Below are 16,649 nucleotides of genomic sequence, written 5' to 3'. Positions count from 1 at the left end.
ACACAACTCTTTGACTCCTGCGAGTCTAGCGACGCTGGTCACGCGCGACAACACTAAAAAGAGAAGTTCCAGATTGAGGAGAGTTAATCATGGCAGTCGTCACCTTCGTCTCTCATGACGGCGAGAAGTACGAAGCCCCCTTGGCCGAAGGGCAGTCCTTGATGCAGATTGCGGTCAATAACGCGGTGCCCGGCATCGACGGCGATTGCGGAGGGGAAGCCGCATGCGGAACATGCCACGTGATCGTCGCTCCCGAGTGGTCGGACACGGTGGGACTCTGCGGCGCCAACGAAGAGGAGATGCTCGCGATGAACCCCGAGCGTCAGCGGACGTCGAGGCTGTCCTGCCAGATGGCCGCCTCCGAGGCATGGGATGGCTTGACGGTCGAGCTACCTGAGTTCCAGCTCTGAAACAACGTCATGGATTTGGAGGAAACAATAATGAGTATTCCCGCGGCAGTGGCCGCCAAAGCCCAGTCTGCCGTGCCTCTGGAGCTGCAAATCCGCGGCGCACACCTCTACGACAAGACACGTCGGTGGGTAACCGGAACCAATGGTAAGAAGATCTTCACCGAGACGCCCATTCCTCCGGTCGAGGACGTCGATATCGCCGACATCGATCTCAGCAACCCGTTCCTCTACCGCCAAGGCCGCTGGAAGTCCTACTTCGAACGCGTGCGCAACGAGGCGCCGGTGCATTACCAGGCTCGCAGTCCGTTCGGCCCGTTCTGGTCGGTGACCCGCCACGCGGACATCATCGCCGTCGACAAGAACCACGAGGCTTTCTCCGCAGAGCCGTTCATCATCATCGGGAGACCGCCTCGTTTTATGGACATCGCCATGTTCATCGCGATGGATCCGCCACAACACGACTTGCAGCGCGCTTCCGTCCAAGGGGTTGTCGCGCCGAAGAACCTGCGCGAGATGGAGGGGCTGATCCGCTCGCGTGTCCAGGAAGTGCTGGACGATCTACCGGTGGATCAGCCGTTCAATTGGGTGCACCACGTCTCCATCGAACTGACAGCGCGCATGCTCGCGACCCTGCTGGACTTCCCGTACGAGCAGCGGCACAAGCTCGTGGAATGGTCGGACCTCGCCACCTCCATGGAGCAAGCCAATGGCGGTCCTTCCGACAACGACAGAGTGTTTCGTGGCATGGTCGACATGGCGAAGGGGCTCAGCGCTCTCTGGCATGACAAGGCGGCCCGTACCGCCAACGGGGAGCGACCGGGCTTCGATCTGATCACGATGCTGCAGGCCAACGAGGACACTAAGGATCTCATCGACCGCCCGATGGAATTCCTCGGCAATTTGGTATTGCTGATCGTCGGGGGAAACGACACGACTCGCAACTCGATGAGCGGAGGGGTTCTCGCCTTGAACCAGTTCCCCGATCAGTTCGAGAAGTTGAAGGCGAACCCTGACCTGATTCCCAACATGGTGTCCGAGATCATTCGCTGGCAGACCCCGTTGGCGTACATGCGCCGAGTCGCGAAAAAAGACATCATGTTGAACGGGCAATTCATCCGCAAGGGCGACAAGGTCGTGATGTGGTACGCCTCTGGTAACCGCGATGAGCGTGTCTTCGAGCGGGCCGATGAGTTGATCATCGATAGGAGCAACGCCCGCAATCACATCTCGTTCGGGTTCGGCGTGCACAGGTGCATGGGAAACCGACTTGCTGAGTTGCAGCTTCGAATCCTGTGGGAGGAATTGCTCCCTCGCTTTGAGAACATCGAGGTGGTCGGCGAACCCGAGTATGTGCAATCGAATTTCGTCAGGGGTATCAGCAAGCTGATGGTTCGCCTCACTCCCAGGCCGAGTGCATGACTCCCGAACGAGCGGTGATCGTCGGCGCGAGCCACGCCGGCGCGCAGTTGGCAGCTAATCTTCGAAGGGAGGGGTGGTCTGGGGAGGTCGTGCTCATCGGCGACGAGGGGGGACTGCCCTACCACCGGCCTCCGTTGTCGAAGGGATACCTGGCCGGCAAGAACGGCCTCGACGACCTCCTGATTCGCGGCGCTGATTTCTACGAAAAGCAGCACATTCGACTCTTGAATGCGACCGTGGAGGCGATCCACCGGAGTGCCAAGCGTGTGTCTCTGAGCACCGGCGACACGCTGACGTACACCAAGCTCGCGTTGTGCACCGGCGCAAGGGCCAGACGACTCCCCACACCAGGGGTGGATCTTCCCGGAATTCACTACCTGCGTACCGCTGCAGACGTCGAGTTGATCCGTGCCGCCGCCACACCGGGTCGGAGGGTTGTGATCGTGGGCGGCGGTTACATCGGGTTGGAAACGGCGGCCTCGCTGTGTTCGCTCGGCATGAACGTCACCGTCCTCGAGGCAACCGAGCGTGTACTCGAAAGGGTCACCGCGCCGGAGGTTTCCGCGTTTTACACGCGAATCCACCGCGGCGAGGGAGTGGAGATCCGAACACACGCCCTCGTCGAAGCCTTCTCCGGTAACGGTGGGGTGCAGGAGGTCGTGCTGGCTGACGGCGAATCGATCCCCGCCGACTTGGTCATCGTCGGCGTCGGTGTGGTGCCGAACACCGAGCTCGCCTCGGCCGCAGGATTATCCGTCGACAACGGCATCGTGATCGACGACCAGGCCCGCACCAGCGACCCCGACATCGTGGCCGCCGGCGACTGCACGAGCCACACCATGGCTCGATACGGCTCGCGTATTCGTTTGGAATCCGTATCGAGCGCCGGCGAGCAGGCCAAGATCGCTGCGGCGACAATCTGCGGAAAACACAGCGCAATCGCTGCGCTTCCGTGGTTCTGGTCCGACCAGTACGATCTCAAACTCCAGATTGCCGGTCTCAACGCCGGATACGACGAACTGTTGCTCAGTGGTGACCCGTCGCGTGACCGTGACTTCAGCTGCTTCTACTTCCGCGAGGGCGAACTCATCGCCGCCGACTGCGTCAATCGTCCTCGCGATTTCATGTCCAGTAAGCGGGCCATCAGCCAGCAGCTCCGAGTTGACCGCTCAGAGCTCCTCGCCGGCTCGATCTGACACGAGAGCTTGCTGGCTACAAACTGTGGACAACTCCCAGGTACCTGAGTGCTACGCGGGAGATCCGCTCACCGGTGGTGGCGATGTCCGCGGCGGGGAGTACAACATGACTCACTGTCAGTCGCACCAGAACATCTGCGACCTCCTCAACGTCTTCGGGATCGAGATCGTCGAAGTGGTCGTTAAACCACGTGATCAGAGCCGCGGAGCAGAGCTGAAGCAGGGAAGCCGACGTCGGCAGAAGAGGTAGGACTCCAGTAGACGACGAGCCACCGCGATCATTCCCCGAAGCGTTGGACGTCAGAACTGCCTTGAGGAGCGGGCTGTCTTCTGCTTCACAGAGGGTGAATTGCACCGCTGCGGTGATGCCGCCCCGCACGTCGCCCACGTGTTCGGCAAGGACGGCAAGAATGCCTTCCATAAAGCGCTGGCCCTCCGACACCACAAGCGCGTCGCCGAGCCCCTGTTTGTCGCCGAACTCTTTGTACAACGTCGGGCGGGAGACGCCGACCGATTCGGCAACCTCGCTCATCCGGACCTGATCCCAGCCCTTCTCGATGGCGAGTTCTCGTGTCGCCCTCAAAACCTTTTCGCGCACATGCCGGCGGAAAGACACCCGCACTGGTTCAGTTGGCATAGGAGCAGGATAGGCGCCAGCCCTACATGGGCAGTCAACCGACAGCAGGGTTCATATGGTCCTGTCGAGGAATTCGACGACCGCCGTCGAGAATGCGTCGTTGTTGTCGCCGGCAATCATGTGTCCCGCGCCCGACACGTCAACGGTTTGCGCGTGCGGAACGACGGTCAGGAAATGCCTTACTGTCTCTTCGGAGACGATGTCAGATAGTAGGCCCCGGACCAGCAGCGTTGGCGCGGACACCTGCCGCGCACCATCGAGAAGGAAGGCGCTCATCATCTCGAAGTACTCAGCGCCCTCGTCTGGATCACCCTGCAGGAACTGGAAATTCGACGTCACGAAGGCTGGATCCCATCGCCAGGACCAGCGACCGTCTTCGCGACGGGCGAGGACTTTTCGGAGCCCGTCGAGGTTTTCGGGGCGAGGGCGGTGCGGGTTGTAGGCGGCGATCACGTCAGCGGCCGACTCTAGGCTGTCGAAACCTTCGGGGTGTGCCGACATGAACGCTACGACTCGTCGGGCGCCGTCCATCTCCATTCTCGGAGTGACGTCAACCAGCACGACGGCCTGCCATAGATCCGGCGGGGCGAGCAAGTGTGTTCCGAGAATGGTCAACCCGCCCAGAGATGCGCCGATCGCGGCGACGGGGCGGCCGGAATCGGCGTATGAGCGCACGGCCAATAGGTCGGACCCCAGCCGGTCCATGTCGTAGCGTCCGTCGGGGTCCCAGTCGCTGTCCCCGTGTCCCCTGGTGTCGTACGCGGCCACCGTGTATCCCCGCTGGTGCAGGCGTTGGGCGGTGACGTCCCAGGCGTGTCGGCTTTGACCGCCGCCGTGAAGGAGCAACACGACCGCCCGCGGTGCGTCACAGTGGTAGAGGTCGACGGCCAGCGCCAGCCCGTCTGCCGTGGGCACGCGCTCGACCACAGGAGCCGACGAATCGCCTGTTCTCTTTGCCGACATCAGGAGCTCGTCTTCGGTGCGACGACGGTGACGGTTCCCTGGGCCGCACACACCGCTCTGCCGTCGTTGCAGATGTCGATCCGCGCCACCCCGCTGGTTCTGCCCAGCGCGATGATCTCAGCTGTGGCTACACAGGTGCCGCTGGAGACCGGACGAAGCAGATTCAGTTTGAACTCCGTTGTCGCGACCCAAGATCCCAGTGGAATCACGGGATAAAACACCACGCCGAGGCAGTGGTCGACCATGGCCGATAAGCAGCCCCCATGCAGGTTGCCGAACGGCGTCTTCAGGTCGTCGCGTGCGTCCATCTCCGCGACGAGCCGTCCCGCAGCGAATTCGGTGTGACGGAAGCCGAGGTAACCGGCCAACCCGCCCGTGGTTTCTGCTGCGCTCTTGAGTTGCTCAGCGACCTGTTCGTTGAACGTGGTGAATTGCACAGGCCCTCCTACCTCATCTGCCGTCGAGACATTACTCCATAGATGTCACATCGGTCGAGCGTGGTCACCCGCCAGGATCGCCGGAAGGAGAAACCTCGACAGAAACGCCCGGAGTCCGTCACGACTGCGCTCCCGCGGCCCTCGAACAGTCAGCAGGCTCAGTATCGTGCGGACAACCCACTCGGCGGCGTCGTCGACGGAGACGCCCGGTTCCACGCAACTCCAGTGTCTGGTGAAGATGGGACGCAGAAATTCGGTGACGATTTCGAAGAGGGACGTCGAGGTCCCCGCCGCGAGACCCACGCCGGCTAGTTCCTCGTCGCTGCCGAACAACAATCCGATGATCTCTTCGCGGCGCGCGGCCTCAACCGTGTATTCCACGAAGTCGACGAGCGCGGAGCCCAGGTCGGCGTGCGCCGCGATCCGCGGGCTGATGCGGTCGAGATAGCGCTCGGCGGCGCGAATGATGACGCCCGACATCACCGCCTCCCGACTGGGGAAGTAGCGATACACCGTTGCCCTGGACACACCCGCTGTTCTGCCGATGTCCTCCATAGTCGTGCCCACCACACCGCAACTCTCGAGGCACCGCTCGGCAGCATCGAGCAACCGGTCGCGAGCGGACCCACGATCTGTCGGCGCGGCGGCGCCCCATCTCAACAACCTCGTCGACACACAGCCAGTATGCCGCGCGCGCACACCATTGTGACTTGCCCACGCACATGACACCATCGCAGTTATGTCTCAAGTCAGCCCCGTGGCCCTGAGCGGATGCCGATGCCGATGTTGGTAGAAGCGCGTACCCCGGTTGTCGTCGGCGTGGGCGAAGTTACCCATCGCGGGAACGACTTCGTGGACCCGATCGACTTGGCGGTAGAAGCCGCACGCCGCGCGGTCAAAGACGCAGGTCGCCCGGTCGAGCGGCGCATCGACACCGTCGCGACTCCCGGCATCCTGGTCATACCGCGCGACAATCCCGCCAGCAGGATCGCCGAAGCGATGCACATCAGTCCCGCCCGCCGCATCAGCTGTCCCGTCGGCGGAAACACCCCGCAGTATCTCGTCGAGGTGTTGGGTGGCGAAATACGCGAAGGCCGTGCAGATGTCGTCCTGGTCGTCGGGGCGGAGAGCGGGCATTCCGCACGCAAGCTTCAGGGCAGGGCACTTCTCGACTCGCCGCCCCCACCCCGCTCCGGCGACGAATCCCTGGGCGACGCCCGCCCCGGGCTGAGTCAAGCCGAATTGTCGGTGGGTCTGAGTTGGCCGCACGAGGTGTATCCCATCTTCGAGTCCGCGATCGCCGCGCGCCACGGCCGCGACTTCGATGCTCAACGGGAGTGGCTGGGCACGCTGATGGCACCGTTCACAGCCGAGGCGGCACGCCATCCGGAACAGGCCTGGTTCCCACGCGCACGAAGTGCCACCGAACTCAGCGAAGTCACCGCGGAAAACCGCATGGTCTGCTTGCCCTATCCCAAGTTGCTCAACAGCATCATGTCCGTCGACATGGCTGCCGCCTTCATTCTCATGGCGGCCGAGGTGGCGGACGAATTGGGCGTCGCGCGCGATCGTTGGGTCTTTCCCTGGTCAGCAGCGACTTGCAACGACGTGTACTTCCCCGTGGAACGGCCGGACCTCAGTCGCTCATCGGGTATCGAGGTAGCGGCACGGAAGGCTCTCAATGCGGGGCGGTTGACCATCGACGACATCCGGTGGTTCGATCTCTACTCCTGCTTCCCGTCGGCAATTGAGATGACTGCCGAGGCTCTCGACTTGGACCCCCTCGACGACAGAGGCCTCACAGTAACCGGAGGCCTGCCGTATCACGGCGGTCCCGGAAACAATTACGTCAGCCACTCGATCGTTGAGATGGTCCGACGGTGTAGACGCGACCCAACCGATGTCGGACTCGTCACCGGCCTCGGGTGGTATTCGACGAAGCATTCGGTCGGTCTGTGGTCGGCCACCCCGCCACCAACCGGGTGGCGACTGCTCGACACGGCGGTCGAGCAAGCTCAGATCGATTCATCGAGGTTGGGTGTCGCAGGCGTCGACGAGGCGACCGGTTGCGCGACAGTGGACGGATACACCGTCGTCTACGACCGAGACGGGCAACCTCGATGGACTCCGATCATCGCGCACCTGTCCGACGGGCGAAGAGTCGTCGCACGCAGCGACGATCCGCAGATTGCCGAGGCGATGGGCGGGGAAATGTATGTAGGTAAAACGGTGTGCCTCCGAAACACAGGGTCGTTCACCGGATTCGAGCTTCCATGATCGCCGAGGCGATGGTGCTGACCGGACCGCGGAGTCTGCAGCGGCGCCAGATGATCATCCCCGACGTCGGCGACCGGGGTGCGATCCTGCGAGTTGAAGCATGCGGTCTGTGCGGAACAGATCACGAACAATTCACCGGACACCTGCCTGCCGGCTTCTCATTCGTTCCAGGGCACGAAATCGTCGGCATCGTCGAACATGTCGGCGCTGCGGCCGGCCAACGCTGGGGTGTACAAGCCGGCCAGCGCGTGGCCGTTGAGGTGTTCCGGTCCTGCCGAGACTGCCCCGAGTGCCGCCGCGGCGAATACCGGCGGTGCGCGGTGAACGGCATCGCCACCATGTTCGGGTTCGTCGACGTGGAGATCGGCGCGGGCTTATGGGGCGGATACGCCACCCATGTGGAGCTTCCGTGGGACGCGATGCTGCTCCCGATTGCCGAAGACATGGACCCCGTTCTCGCCACGTTGTTCAACCCTCTCGGGGCCGGTATCCAATGGGGGGCGACTCTTCCCGACACCAAGGCCGGGGACGTCGTAGCGATCCTGGGGCCCGGCATCCGCGGAATCTGTGCGGCGGTGGCGGCCAAAGAGGCGGGAGCCGCGTTCGTCGCGATGACCGGCGTCGGCCCACGCGACGAACAACGACTGGCCATCGCCAGATCATTCGGTGTCGACCTGCCCATCGATGTATCGCAGGACGATGCAGCGACCGCGCTTCAGCGTGAGACAGGCGGACGGCTTGCCGACGTGGTCGTCGACGTCACCGCCAAAGCACCCTCCGCGTTCGCCGATGCCGTCGGCCTTGCCAGGCCCGGCGGCACAATTGTGGTGGCCGGCACCCGCGGAGGAGGCGGCGCGCCCCGGTTTGAACCAGACTTGTTGGTCTATAAAGAATTACACGTCGTAGGCGCACTCGGCGTGGAGTATCCCGCCTACCGGGCAGCCCTCGAGATTCTCGCCATGGGCCGCTGGCCGTTCGACCGGATCACCAGAGAATCAACCGGATTCGCTGGGCTCGCACAGCTGCTCACTTCGCTTGCAGATGAAAGTGCCCGATCAAGTGGGGCGCTCCACAACGTCTTTTTGCCCACGCCCTAACGGCGGTGCAGAGGTTCAACAGAGAGGGCCACCCGTGACCATGGCGGAACGCGTACCGATGCTCGACCGTGAGCAGGCCCAGCTGCGAGCTGCCGAATGTGGGTTGCCCGAAGAGTTGGCAGAGCTGTCGGTATTCCGCGTGGCACTTCATCAGCCGCGTGTGGCGGTTGCGCTGTATGGGCTGCTGGACGCGTTACTCTTCCGCGGTTCCCTTGACGCGCGGCTACGCGAGCTGGTCATCTTGCGCATCGGCTGGATCACTGGCTCCGAATACGAATGGACTCAACATTGGCGAATCGCCACACTGCTCGGCGTGCCTGAGCGTGATCTCCTCGCGGTGCGCGACTGGCAGAATTCCGAAAGCCTCGGGCCAGTCGAGCGTGCGGTCCTCGCAGCGACCGATGATGTGGTACGCGACGGGGTCATCTCCGAGGAAAACTGGGCTGGGTGCCAGAAGGCGTTCAATAGCGATCACGCGGTTTTGGTCGAACTTGTCGGAGCAATCGCCAATTGGCGGCTCTTTTCGATCCTGCTTCGATCTCTGAATATTCCGCTTGAGTCCGGTACCGACGGCTGGCCGCCCGATGGGCGAGCTCCTCGGCGTCGCGATTGAGCGAAAAAGGTGGACCGGTGCTTGACCGAAGCGGTCAGCGCCCCAATCGCCAGACCACGACCCGTGTCGTAGACGGACAAGTCCCCCCTCGGACACATTTGTGATGAGTCGGGTCATGGGTTACACATGAGTCGCGTCATCGGTTACAGATTGCCCCGGCTTTTGCCGGGGTTTTTCTGTTTGTTGGGCCAGTAGTTGTGGTCGGGGTCGATGTGGTGGCTGGCGATGACGTGGTGGCCGGTTTTGCTGATGACGGTGACGGTGTCGGTGGTCACGAGGATGAGTACGGGTGTGCTGGCGTGGGCGCGGCCGATGCCGAGGTGGTGTAGGCGGCTGCCGTGGCGGAGGGTGAGTTTGCCGTAGTGGTCGAAGATGTCGGTGCGTAGCCGGATGGCAGTGCTGGGTTGGTTGGCGGGGGTGGCTTTGGGGCGGGCGAGGTAGGTCTGTTCGGGGGTGCGGTGGTGCGGGTGGGCGCGGTGGCCGCGTTCGGTGTTGTAGATGACGCGGAAGGCATCGAGGAGTTTTTGGAGTTCGGCCAGGGTGGCGGGGCGGGGTCGTGCGGCGAGCCAGCGTTTGAGGGTTTGGTGGAAGCGCTCGATTTTTCCTTGGGTCTGGGGGTGGCCGGGGTGCCCGTTTTTCTGGGTGATGCCCAGGGCGGCGAGGAGTCGTTCGAAGTCGTTGTGGCCGCCGGTGAATCGGGAGGTGTAGACCGAACCGTTGTCGGTCAAGGTGGCTGCGGGCAACCCGAATTCGAGGCTGGTGGCGGTGAAGGTGTCGACGACGTCGGGGCCGCTGACGCGGTGGTGGGCGGTGCACGCCAGTAGGTAGCGGGAGTGATCGTCGAGCCAGTTGAGGATCTCGGTGTCGGTGCCATTGGCCAGGGTCCAGTGGGTGAAGTCCGATTGCCAGCATTCGTTGGGTTGTTCGGCGGCGAAGCGGTGGTAGGAGCTGCGGGGGCGTTTGCGGGGTTGGGGGGTGATTAGGCCGTGGTGGTGCAGGATGCGCCGGATGGTGGAGGTCGAGGGCACTGGCAGGCTTTGGCGGGCCAGGTGGTTTTGCAGGGTGAGGGGGCCGGCGTCGAGGCCTTCGGCGGTGAGTTTTCGCGGAGTAAGACGATGGCGGCGATGACGTCATCGGGGATCCTGCGGGGGTTGCTGGTGGGGCGCCGGGAGCGGGGTTCGAGCGCGTCGAGGCCACCGGTTCGGTAGCGGGTCAGCAGGCGGTAGAGGTGTTGGCGGGATAGCCCGTAGGTGCGGGCTGCAGCAGTCACCGACAGGTTTCCGCTGAGGACTTCCAGGACGGCCACACGCGCTTTGGACATGACCCATGACTGTCACCCATGACCCGACTCAGCAGCCATCACCGCAGGTGTCACCCATGTCCCGACTCATCTGTCACCTATGTCGTGAACCCACACACCCCCTCGGACACAGTGTGATGAGTCGGGTCATGGGTTACACCTGAGCCGCGTCATCGGTTACAGATTTGTTCCCAGCCGGGTTAGCACAACTCCGGCAGCTATCGGGTGCGCAGCTATTGAAAGCGTGCCGTCAGCGGCATCAGAAGCCGGTGGTAATTGGACGGTGCAATGCGGACGATCAGGTCGAGGACTCTCGCGTCTGGTCCGACCAATACGCGGGCCTTGCGCTTGCGTACCGCTTTCAGGATGATGCGCGCGGCGCGTTCAGGCCCCGTGATCGCGATCTTGTCAAAAGCCTGCACCGCCTTCGTCTTATCGACACCCTCTGCTGTGGTCGCATTGCGGGCAACGGCAGTTTTGACGTATCCGGGATGCACCACCGTGACCGCCACCGGATGGTGTGCCAACAGCATTTCCTGCCGCAGCGCCTCCGTGAAGCCGCGAACCGCGAATTTCGCCGAAGTGTAAGCCGCTTGGCCTGGTACCCCGGCCAAACCGAACATGCTCGACATGTTGATGACGTGGCCGTCGCCGGAAGCGATGAGGTGAGGAATGAATGCTTTGGTGCCGTTCACGACGCCCCAATAGTCAACGTCCATCACCCGCTCGACATCCTTGAACTGGCTGATTTCAATGTCACCAAGGAACGCGATGCCAGCAATGTTGTAAATCTGGTTAACGGCACCAAAGTGATCTGCAACTGAATCGGCATATGCCGCGATCGCGTCGCGCTCGGTCACATCAATTCTTTCCCCACGTACCGGGCTGCCGATTCCCCGTAAAAGCTCCTCGGTGTGCGCGAGTCCATGGGCGTCCACGTCGCTGATGGCCAGCTTCGCGCCCGAGCGGGCCAGTTCAATGGCGAGCGCCTGTCCGATACCCGAACCTGCGCCGGTCACGGCAGCGACTTTCCCGGCGAAACCGTCCACGAATAACCTCCGCAAAGGCCATATCCCCTGGAGCGAGTGTGGCAGCGAGGCGACTGCCTTGTCTGGTGATTCGGCCGATATGCGCGCGTTCACCATCGCATCGCATGCCCCAACCGTCGTAGGCTCGATGGGGAGATGACTCGTCCAGGTGCGTACCTTCGCCAGCCGGCGCCACGCTCCTTCCACGACCGCCGTGACGCCGGCCGGGCCTTGGCCGAGCTGCTGACGGCTTACCTAGCCGACTACCTGCCCGGTGTAGCGGGCGCCCAGGGCGTGGTGGTGCTGGGATTGGCCCGCGGCGGCGTGCCGGTCGCCTGGGAGGTCGCCGCCGCCCTGCGGGCGCCGTTGGACGTGTTCCTGGTCCGCAAGCTCGGTGTGCCGCAGCAACCCGAGCTGGCGATGGGTGCGCTGGCCGGCGGCCACGTGGTGATGAACGACGAAGTGGTTCGCAGCCTGGGTATCAGCGACGACGTGGTGCAGTCGGTGATCGAGCGCGAGACGACCGAGTTGCGCCGCCGCGAACGTGCCTACCGCGGGGACCGGCCGCCGGCCGACCTGCGCGGCCGGGTGGTGATCTTGGTCGACGACGGTATCGCGACCGGAGCGAGTGTGCTGGCGGCCGTGCGGGCGGTCCAGGCGGCCGAACCGGCGTCGATCATCGTCGCCGTGCCGGTGGCGCCACGCTCGGCGTGCCGCAAGATCGCCCAGGAAGCCGACGACATCGTCTGCGTCACGACCCCCGACGCATTCGATGCCGTAGGGCAGGCCTACCGCGATTTTCACCAGACCGACGACGACGAAGTCCGCGACCTACTGGCCACACCGACTACGAGCCGAGCGGCGGGCTAATCGGCCGGGTGGGCGGCCGGCTCGTCGGCGGGCTCTTCGGTCGCCTCGGCGTCGAAGTCCACCTCGTCAACCGCGTCGGAGCTCTCGATGTCAGCACTGTCGTCATCGTCGGCGGGAACCTCGGACTCATCGACAGCGTCCCCGGCATCCAAGGGGGCCTCGACCGCTGGAGCTTTCGCGCGCCGCTCCCGCAACGCGTCCACGATCAGCAGCAGTACGCCCAGCACGCTCGCACCGATGCAGACCCACGCCACCAGCGCATTGCTGGTGACGACGGCGAACACCAACGCGGCAAGGCCGATTACCGCCAATACCAATGCGATGACCAGCATCTCATCACCTCCAGTCCGACGGGCGAACTACTCGACTCCGACGGTCAGTTGGTGCCGCGGTTGAAATGGTTGAACCCGCCGCCGTCGCCGGAGGCACTGCTGTCGACCGGTGCCGCCGAGCCCCGCTGGCCCAACTCCTCGAGCTGGGATTCCAGATACGTCTTGAGCCGGGTGCGGTACTCGCGCTCGAAAGTGCGCAGTTGTTCGAGGCGACCTTCCAGCACGGTGCGCTGCTGGTTGATCGTGCCCATGATCTCGGAGTGCTTGCGCTCCGCGTCGGCCTGCAGCGCGTCGGCCTTCTCCTGAGCCTGGCGCAGCTGGGTCTCCGAACGGGTCTGGGCGTCTGCCAGCATGGCGTCGGCCCGCTGACGGGCTTCGGCGACCGTCGTCTCGGCGGTCTGCCGCGCCTCGCTGAGGATCTGGTCGGCGTTGGCGCGGGCGTCGGCCATCAGCTTCTCCGACTCGGCCCGGGCCGTGCTGGTCAACCGGTCCGCGGTGTCCTGGGCCAGGCTCAGCACGCGGGCCGCCTTGAGGTGCTGCTCCTCGGAAGTCACTTCGGCCGCCGGCGGGGCCACCACGGGCTGCGGCGGGGCCACCGGTTCAGGGCTGGGCTCGTACACCGGGATCGAGGGAATCGGCTGCGCGCCGCCACCGGCACGGGCCGCGGCCAGATCCTGGTCGAGCTCGCTCACCCGCTGACGCAGGTCGGCGTTCTCCTCGATGAGACGAGTCAGCTCGGTCTCCACCAAGTCAAGGAAGGCGTCGACCTCGTCCTCGTTGTAGCCGCGCTTCCCAATCGGCGGTTTGCTGAACGCGACATTATGTACGTCGGCCGGTGTTAGTGGCATCGTCTGCCCCCTCGAGTCAGGTAGTAGGTAGCGCCGATCGGGCACGGGTTAGGTCGACCTGGAAAACGCTCGCCGTGTGTAACTGCCGTCCATCCTGTCACATCCGCCGCTGCGCTCGGCAATGTGAACGATATTAAGAGTGAATTTCAAATTGCTGCCACAGAAATCACGCTTTGGCAAACGGACGCTCTGAGGGCGATCGGCGATCCCGGCCGGTGAGCAGCGCCGCCGGACCACCGTGTCCGGGCCAAAGCCCCGGGACCAGGGGCTCGGCCGCCGGCGACAGCGGGCGGACGGTTCTGCCAATCCGACCGCCGGCAGCAAAGTGCTTAGGTGTCCAGCCAGCGAAATGTGATCTATTTCGCTGCGCCGCGAAACGTGTCGCCAGCCGATCCCGGGCGCCCCACCCGGCCCGCGGGGGTACCGGTCCGGCCCGCTCCGCCGTATTATTCACAATCGCGACCCGTAAATATTCATGGCGGGGTCGAACCATGCGGGACCGACCGGAGGGACACTCGGGAATGACAACGAATGACGTGGTCATGGCGACCAGCGCAGCGGACTCGGCAGCCGTCGATGACATCCGATCCCGCTACGCCGAACTGCTCGGCCGCCAGGCTGCGTTGGGTGCAGCGGCATTCGCCGCGCTGGGCGCGACCGGCCCGGCATTCGACGAGGCCCACCATGCAGTGCAGGCGTTCATCGACCAGGCGGTGCGGCCCCAATTGCGCGCCGCGGTGCAGTTGATCTTCCCCGCCTCGGCCGGTGTCGAGCGCGCCCGGCTGCTGGTCGAAGGCCTGCTCGGTGACACCCAGCTGATCGAGCAGACGGCGGCACGCATCGCCCACGGAACCGACCGGGTACAAGTCGTCGCGCACGTGGAGGCGCTGCGCGTACTCGTGGAGGCACTGCTGAGTAAGGTCGCCGACCTGCTGCTGCCCGCGCTCGCCCAGGACAGCGGCGTCTCGCTGGCCGAGCTGGCTGCCCAACTTCCCGCGGCCACAGTCGGCTCCGCTCCAGCCGCCCAGCCCGCCCCACAGGCCCACGGACACGACGGCCACGCCGGGTGCGGCTGCGGCGAGGAAGACGACGAGATGCCCGAACTGGACGTACGAGAGGTTCCGCACGCCATCAGGCATGCGACGGTGTTCGGTGCCTTCGACGCGGTTCCGGTGGGCGGATCGATGCTGCTGGTGGCGCCGCACGACCCGATTCCGCTGCTGCGTCAGCTCGCGGAGCGCAGCGGTGGCCGGCTGGCGGTCGGTTACGAGGAACGCGGACCGGAGGCCTGGCGGTTGCGCCTGACCCGGGTCTGAGTCCGAGTCACGCGGCGTGCTGCAGGGCCAGTTCCATCCCGACGAACGCGATCAGCAGCAGCACCATGATCGAGAGGTCGATGCGCACCGCCCCGATGGTCAACTGCGGTATGAGGCGTCGCAGCAGCTTCACCGGCGGATCGGTGATGCTCATGATCAGCTCCAGGATCACCACCGTGGCCCCCCGCGGGTGCCAGTCACGGCTGAACGAGCGGATGAACTCGATGACGATTCGGGCGATCAGCAACAGCCAGAAAACAAATAGCGCGATACCGAGAATCGTGAAGAACAGCGCCAACGGAATGCGACCTTACTGACGAGGGTGGGCCCGCATCAGCAGTGCTGACCGGCTCGACTGCCCTCCCAGACTACCGATAAGCGTAGAAGCCGGTCTCGGCGATGCGGCGGCGCTCCTCCGGAGACACGTCGACGTCGGCCGGGGACAGCAGAAACACCTTGGTCGCGACCTTGTCGAAAGAGCCGCGCAGGGCGAAGGCCAGGCCTGCGGCGAAGTCGACCAGCCGCTTGGCGTCGGCGTTGTCCATCGACACCAGGTCCATGATGACCGGGGTGCCGTCGCGGAACCGCTCGCCGATGGTGCGGGCTTCGCTGTAGTCCTTGGGCCGCAGCGTGGTGATCTTCGACAGTGGGCTGCTCTCGTCGAACATCTGCGCCATCCGTCGCGGCTCCATCGCCAGGGCGCCGCGGGTCGAGCCGCGCAGCGAGGAGAACCGGCGCTCGAAGTCACGGGGACGGTCGAACTCACGCGCGCGGTAGCGGGGGTCGCGGACATCGTCGTCGTAGCCGCCCCGGTAGCCGGCGGGCGCGTCGTCGTAGTCCCGGTCCTCGAAGCGGTCATCGTAACGGCTCTCGGAGCGGCCGCCGACCCGGTCGAAAACATCCTCCCCGAACCGCTCCGCCCGAGGTGCGTAGTCACGCGAGCCGGCGCGGTCATCGCCGTCCTCGTAGTAGTCGTCGTCGTAGTCCTCCATAGGAGCCATCCCGAAGTAGGCCTTGACCTTGTGGAGTGTGCTCATCCCTGGACCCTTCTAGGCTGATGACTGTGATGAAGGTGTGACTGAAGTGACTAATAACGGTGACGGTAACGGCAGCGAGCGCGTTGGCGCGGCACCGACACGCGGACAGCTCCCACCGTTTTCACTCACCCCCTCCAGCGACCTCTACCGCGGACTCATTCCAGCCACACCAGGGACGCAAGCCGGCCGGTGAGCCCGTCGCGACGGTGACTGAAAAGTTTCGGGTCCGCCGCCGTACAACGCGGGTCGGCGTCGATCGCGGTGACGCCCAATTCCCGTAGTTGACGGGCGATTCCAGCCCGCAGGTCCAGCCCGACAGTGCCGGCCGACGTGACGGTGCGACTGCCGGGCAAAGCCGCCTCGACCTCGTCGGCCATCTCGGCGGGCACCTCGTAGTGCAGCCCACTCACCGCCGGGCCCAGCAAAACCGAAACGTCGCTCGCGCGCGCTCCTGCCGTCAGCATTGCCTCCAGCGCGCGGGCGACCACACCGTGCTGCGCACCGACCCGGCCGGCATGGACCGCGGCGACCACCCCCGCACGGGCGTCGGCCATCAGCACCGGAACGCAGTCGGCGGTCACCACCACCATCGCCAGCCGGGGCACGGTGGTGACCAGAGCATCGGTGGCGTCGATCGGGCTGTCACGCGGCCCGTCGACGACCACCACGTGGTCGCCGTGGACCTGGTTCATCCACACCAGCCCGTCGGGACCAAGGCCGGTGGCCTTCGCCAGCCGCGCGCGGTTGGTCGCCACCGCCGCCGGGTCGTCGCCGACGTGGTCGCCGAGGTTGAAGCTGTCGAACGGAGCCGCCGACACGCCGCCGGAGCGGGTGGTCGTCACCCGCCGGACGCGAAAACTCACCGACCC

The 16,649-nt window shown here is 64.6% G+C and carries 18 protein-coding genes and 1 pseudogene; 8 read left to right on the top strand and 11 right to left on the bottom strand.

The window, feature by feature from the left end; translation table 11 throughout:
• Positions 1-89 precede the first annotated feature (89 nt).
• The 3 genes from K3U94_RS09760 to K3U94_RS09750 are packed head-to-tail and all read left to right on the top strand — an operon-like array spanning position 90 to position 3,025.
• Positions 90-410, top strand: coding sequence for a 2Fe-2S iron-sulfur cluster-binding protein (locus tag K3U94_RS09760; protein WP_005086615.1), 321 nt, complete (start codon positions 90-92; stop codon positions 408-410).
• 30 nt (positions 411-440) lie between these two features.
• Complete coding sequence (locus tag K3U94_RS09755) at positions 441-1,829, top strand: cytochrome P450 (protein ID WP_005086616.1); 1,389 nt, start codon at positions 441-443, stop codon at positions 1,827-1,829.
• Positions 1,826-3,025: an NAD(P)/FAD-dependent oxidoreductase gene (locus tag K3U94_RS09750; RefSeq protein WP_005086617.1), complete on the top strand. Its 1,200-nt coding sequence runs from the start codon at positions 1,826-1,828 to the stop codon at positions 3,023-3,025. Before K3U94_RS09755 ends, K3U94_RS09750 begins: the two co-directional genes overlap by 4 nt.
• A 16-nt stretch (positions 3,026-3,041) precedes the next feature.
• On the opposite strand, the gene K3U94_RS09745 is transcribed toward K3U94_RS09750, so the two are convergent.
• The 4 genes from K3U94_RS09745 to K3U94_RS09730 all read right to left on the bottom strand — a co-directional run bounded on the left by K3U94_RS09745 (position 3,042) and on the right by K3U94_RS09730 (position 5,761).
• Positions 3,042-3,623 (bottom strand): TetR/AcrR family transcriptional regulator, encoded by a 582-nt coding sequence (locus K3U94_RS09745; protein ID WP_005116470.1) that lies wholly within the window; start codon positions 3,621-3,623, stop codon positions 3,042-3,044.
• Positions 3,624-3,713: 90 nt separating this feature from the next.
• Positions 3,714-4,625, bottom strand: coding sequence for an alpha/beta fold hydrolase (locus K3U94_RS09740; RefSeq protein ID WP_005086619.1), 912 nt, complete (start codon positions 4,623-4,625; stop codon positions 3,714-3,716).
• Positions 4,625-5,062 carry a PaaI family thioesterase gene (locus K3U94_RS09735; RefSeq protein WP_005086620.1) on the bottom strand — a complete coding sequence of 146 codons (438 nt, stop codon included), beginning with the start codon at positions 5,060-5,062 and terminating at the stop codon, positions 4,625-4,627. The genes K3U94_RS09740 and K3U94_RS09735 overlap by 1 nt, the downstream gene beginning before the upstream one ends.
• A gap of 45 nt (positions 5,063-5,107) precedes the next feature.
• Positions 5,108-5,761, bottom strand: a complete 654-nt coding sequence (locus tag K3U94_RS09730; RefSeq protein WP_369816234.1) for a TetR/AcrR family transcriptional regulator — start codon at positions 5,759-5,761, stop codon at positions 5,108-5,110.
• An 84-nt stretch (positions 5,762-5,845) separates the two neighbouring features.
• Between K3U94_RS09730 and K3U94_RS09725 the strand changes: the two genes are divergently transcribed.
• Genes K3U94_RS09725 through K3U94_RS09715 form a run of 3 tightly spaced genes read left to right on the top strand, consistent with a single transcriptional unit; the run spans position 5,846 to position 9,049 of the window.
• Complete coding sequence (locus K3U94_RS09725) at positions 5,846-7,339, top strand: acetyl-CoA acetyltransferase (RefSeq protein ID WP_005110545.1); 1,494 nt, start codon at positions 5,846-5,848, stop codon at positions 7,337-7,339.
• Complete coding sequence (locus K3U94_RS09720; protein WP_005086624.1) at positions 7,336-8,436, top strand: zinc-dependent alcohol dehydrogenase; 1,101 nt, start codon at positions 7,336-7,338, stop codon at positions 8,434-8,436. Before K3U94_RS09725 ends, K3U94_RS09720 begins: the two co-directional genes overlap by 4 nt.
• Positions 8,437-8,470: 34 nt before the next feature.
• Positions 8,471-9,049: a carboxymuconolactone decarboxylase family protein gene (locus tag K3U94_RS09715; RefSeq protein WP_005086626.1), complete on the top strand. Its 579-nt coding sequence runs from the start codon at positions 8,471-8,473 to the stop codon at positions 9,047-9,049.
• 143 nt (positions 9,050-9,192) lie between these two features.
• Here K3U94_RS09715 and K3U94_RS09710 read toward each other — a convergent pair.
• Both K3U94_RS09710 and K3U94_RS09705 read right to left on the bottom strand, forming a co-directional pair.
• A pseudogene (locus K3U94_RS09710) lies at positions 9,193-10,370 on the bottom strand (IS481 family transposase).
• Between the two features lie 212 nt (positions 10,371-10,582).
• Complete coding sequence (locus tag K3U94_RS09705; protein WP_220696353.1) at positions 10,583-11,398, bottom strand: SDR family NAD(P)-dependent oxidoreductase; 816 nt, start codon at positions 11,396-11,398, stop codon at positions 10,583-10,585.
• Positions 11,399-11,533: 135 nt separating this feature from the next.
• On the opposite strand from K3U94_RS09705, the gene K3U94_RS09700 reads away from it, so the two are divergent.
• Positions 11,534-12,247, top strand: coding sequence for a phosphoribosyltransferase (locus K3U94_RS09700; RefSeq protein WP_220696352.1), 714 nt, complete (start codon positions 11,534-11,536; stop codon positions 12,245-12,247).
• On the opposite strand, the gene K3U94_RS09695 is transcribed toward K3U94_RS09700, so the two are convergent.
• Both K3U94_RS09695 and wag31 read right to left on the bottom strand, forming a co-directional pair.
• Complete coding sequence (locus K3U94_RS09695; protein ID WP_220696351.1) at positions 12,244-12,579, bottom strand: hypothetical protein; 336 nt, start codon at positions 12,577-12,579, stop codon at positions 12,244-12,246. The genes K3U94_RS09700 and K3U94_RS09695 overlap by 4 nt on opposite strands.
• A gap of 44 nt (positions 12,580-12,623) precedes the next feature.
• Entirely contained in the window at positions 12,624-13,427 is an 804-nt protein-coding gene (wag31, locus tag K3U94_RS09690; protein WP_047321029.1) for a DivIVA-like cell division protein Wag31, read from the bottom strand.
• A gap of 521 nt (positions 13,428-13,948) precedes the next feature.
• Between wag31 and K3U94_RS09685 the strand changes: the two genes are divergently transcribed.
• A complete protein-coding gene (locus tag K3U94_RS09685; RefSeq protein WP_220696350.1) occupies positions 13,949-14,743 on the top strand; it encodes a DUF2249 domain-containing protein in 795 nt (264 codons plus the stop codon).
• A 7-nt stretch (positions 14,744-14,750) separates the two neighbouring features.
• On the opposite strand, the gene K3U94_RS09680 is transcribed toward K3U94_RS09685, so the two are convergent.
• The 3 genes from K3U94_RS09680 to pgeF form a co-directional block, all read right to left on the bottom strand.
• The gene (locus tag K3U94_RS09680; protein ID WP_019735026.1) at positions 14,751-15,041 is read right to left on the bottom strand and encodes a YggT family protein; all 291 of its coding nucleotides are present in this window, start codon (positions 15,039-15,041) and stop codon (positions 14,751-14,753) included.
• 70 nt (positions 15,042-15,111) lie between these two features.
• A complete protein-coding gene (locus K3U94_RS09675) occupies positions 15,112-15,780 on the bottom strand; it encodes a cell division protein SepF (RefSeq protein ID WP_220696349.1) in 669 nt (222 codons plus the stop codon).
• 155 nt (positions 15,781-15,935) lie between these two features.
• Positions 15,936-16,643: a peptidoglycan editing factor PgeF gene (gene pgeF, locus K3U94_RS09670; protein ID WP_220696348.1), complete on the bottom strand. Its 708-nt coding sequence runs from the start codon at positions 16,641-16,643 to the stop codon at positions 15,936-15,938.
• Positions 16,644-16,649 lie beyond the last annotated feature (6 nt).

This window comes from Mycolicibacter heraklionensis (assembly GCF_019645815.1).
In the GTDB taxonomy this organism is placed as follows: Bacteria; Actinomycetota; Actinomycetes; order Mycobacteriales; family Mycobacteriaceae; genus Mycobacterium; species Mycobacterium heraklionense.
Note: the sequence above shows the minus strand (reverse complement) of the source record. Positions and strands in the feature narration are given on the sequence as shown.

Excerpts from the sequence above, each read along its gene's own strand:
- K3U94_RS09675 (WP_220696349.1), bottom strand. The coding sequence starts at position 15,780 with ATGAGCACACTCCACAAGGTCAAGGCCTACTTCGGGATGGCTCCTATG.
- K3U94_RS09760 (WP_005086615.1), top strand. The coding sequence starts at position 90 with ATGGCAGTCGTCACCTTCGTCTCTCATGACGGCGAGAAGTACGAAGCC.
- K3U94_RS09755 (WP_005086616.1), top strand. The coding sequence starts at position 441 with ATGAGTATTCCCGCGGCAGTGGCCGCCAAAGCCCAGTCTGCCGTGCCT.
- K3U94_RS09750 (WP_005086617.1), top strand. The coding sequence starts at position 1,826 with ATGACTCCCGAACGAGCGGTGATCGTCGGCGCGAGCCACGCCGGCGCG.
- K3U94_RS09695 (WP_220696351.1), bottom strand. The coding sequence starts at position 12,579 with ATGCTGGTCATCGCATTGGTATTGGCGGTAATCGGCCTTGCCGCGTTG.
- K3U94_RS09685 (WP_220696350.1), top strand. The coding sequence starts at position 13,949 with ATGACAACGAATGACGTGGTCATGGCGACCAGCGCAGCGGACTCGGCA.
- K3U94_RS09700 (WP_220696352.1), top strand. The coding sequence starts at position 11,534 with ATGACTCGTCCAGGTGCGTACCTTCGCCAGCCGGCGCCACGCTCCTTC.
- K3U94_RS09720 (WP_005086624.1), top strand. The coding sequence starts at position 7,336 with ATGATCGCCGAGGCGATGGTGCTGACCGGACCGCGGAGTCTGCAGCGG.
- wag31 (WP_047321029.1), bottom strand. The coding sequence starts at position 13,427 with ATGCCACTAACACCGGCCGACGTACATAATGTCGCGTTCAGCAAACCG.
- K3U94_RS09725 (WP_005110545.1), top strand. The coding sequence starts at position 5,846 with ATGTTGGTAGAAGCGCGTACCCCGGTTGTCGTCGGCGTGGGCGAAGTT.
- K3U94_RS09740 (WP_005086619.1), bottom strand. The coding sequence starts at position 4,625 with ATGTCGGCAAAGAGAACAGGCGATTCGTCGGCTCCTGTGGTCGAGCGC.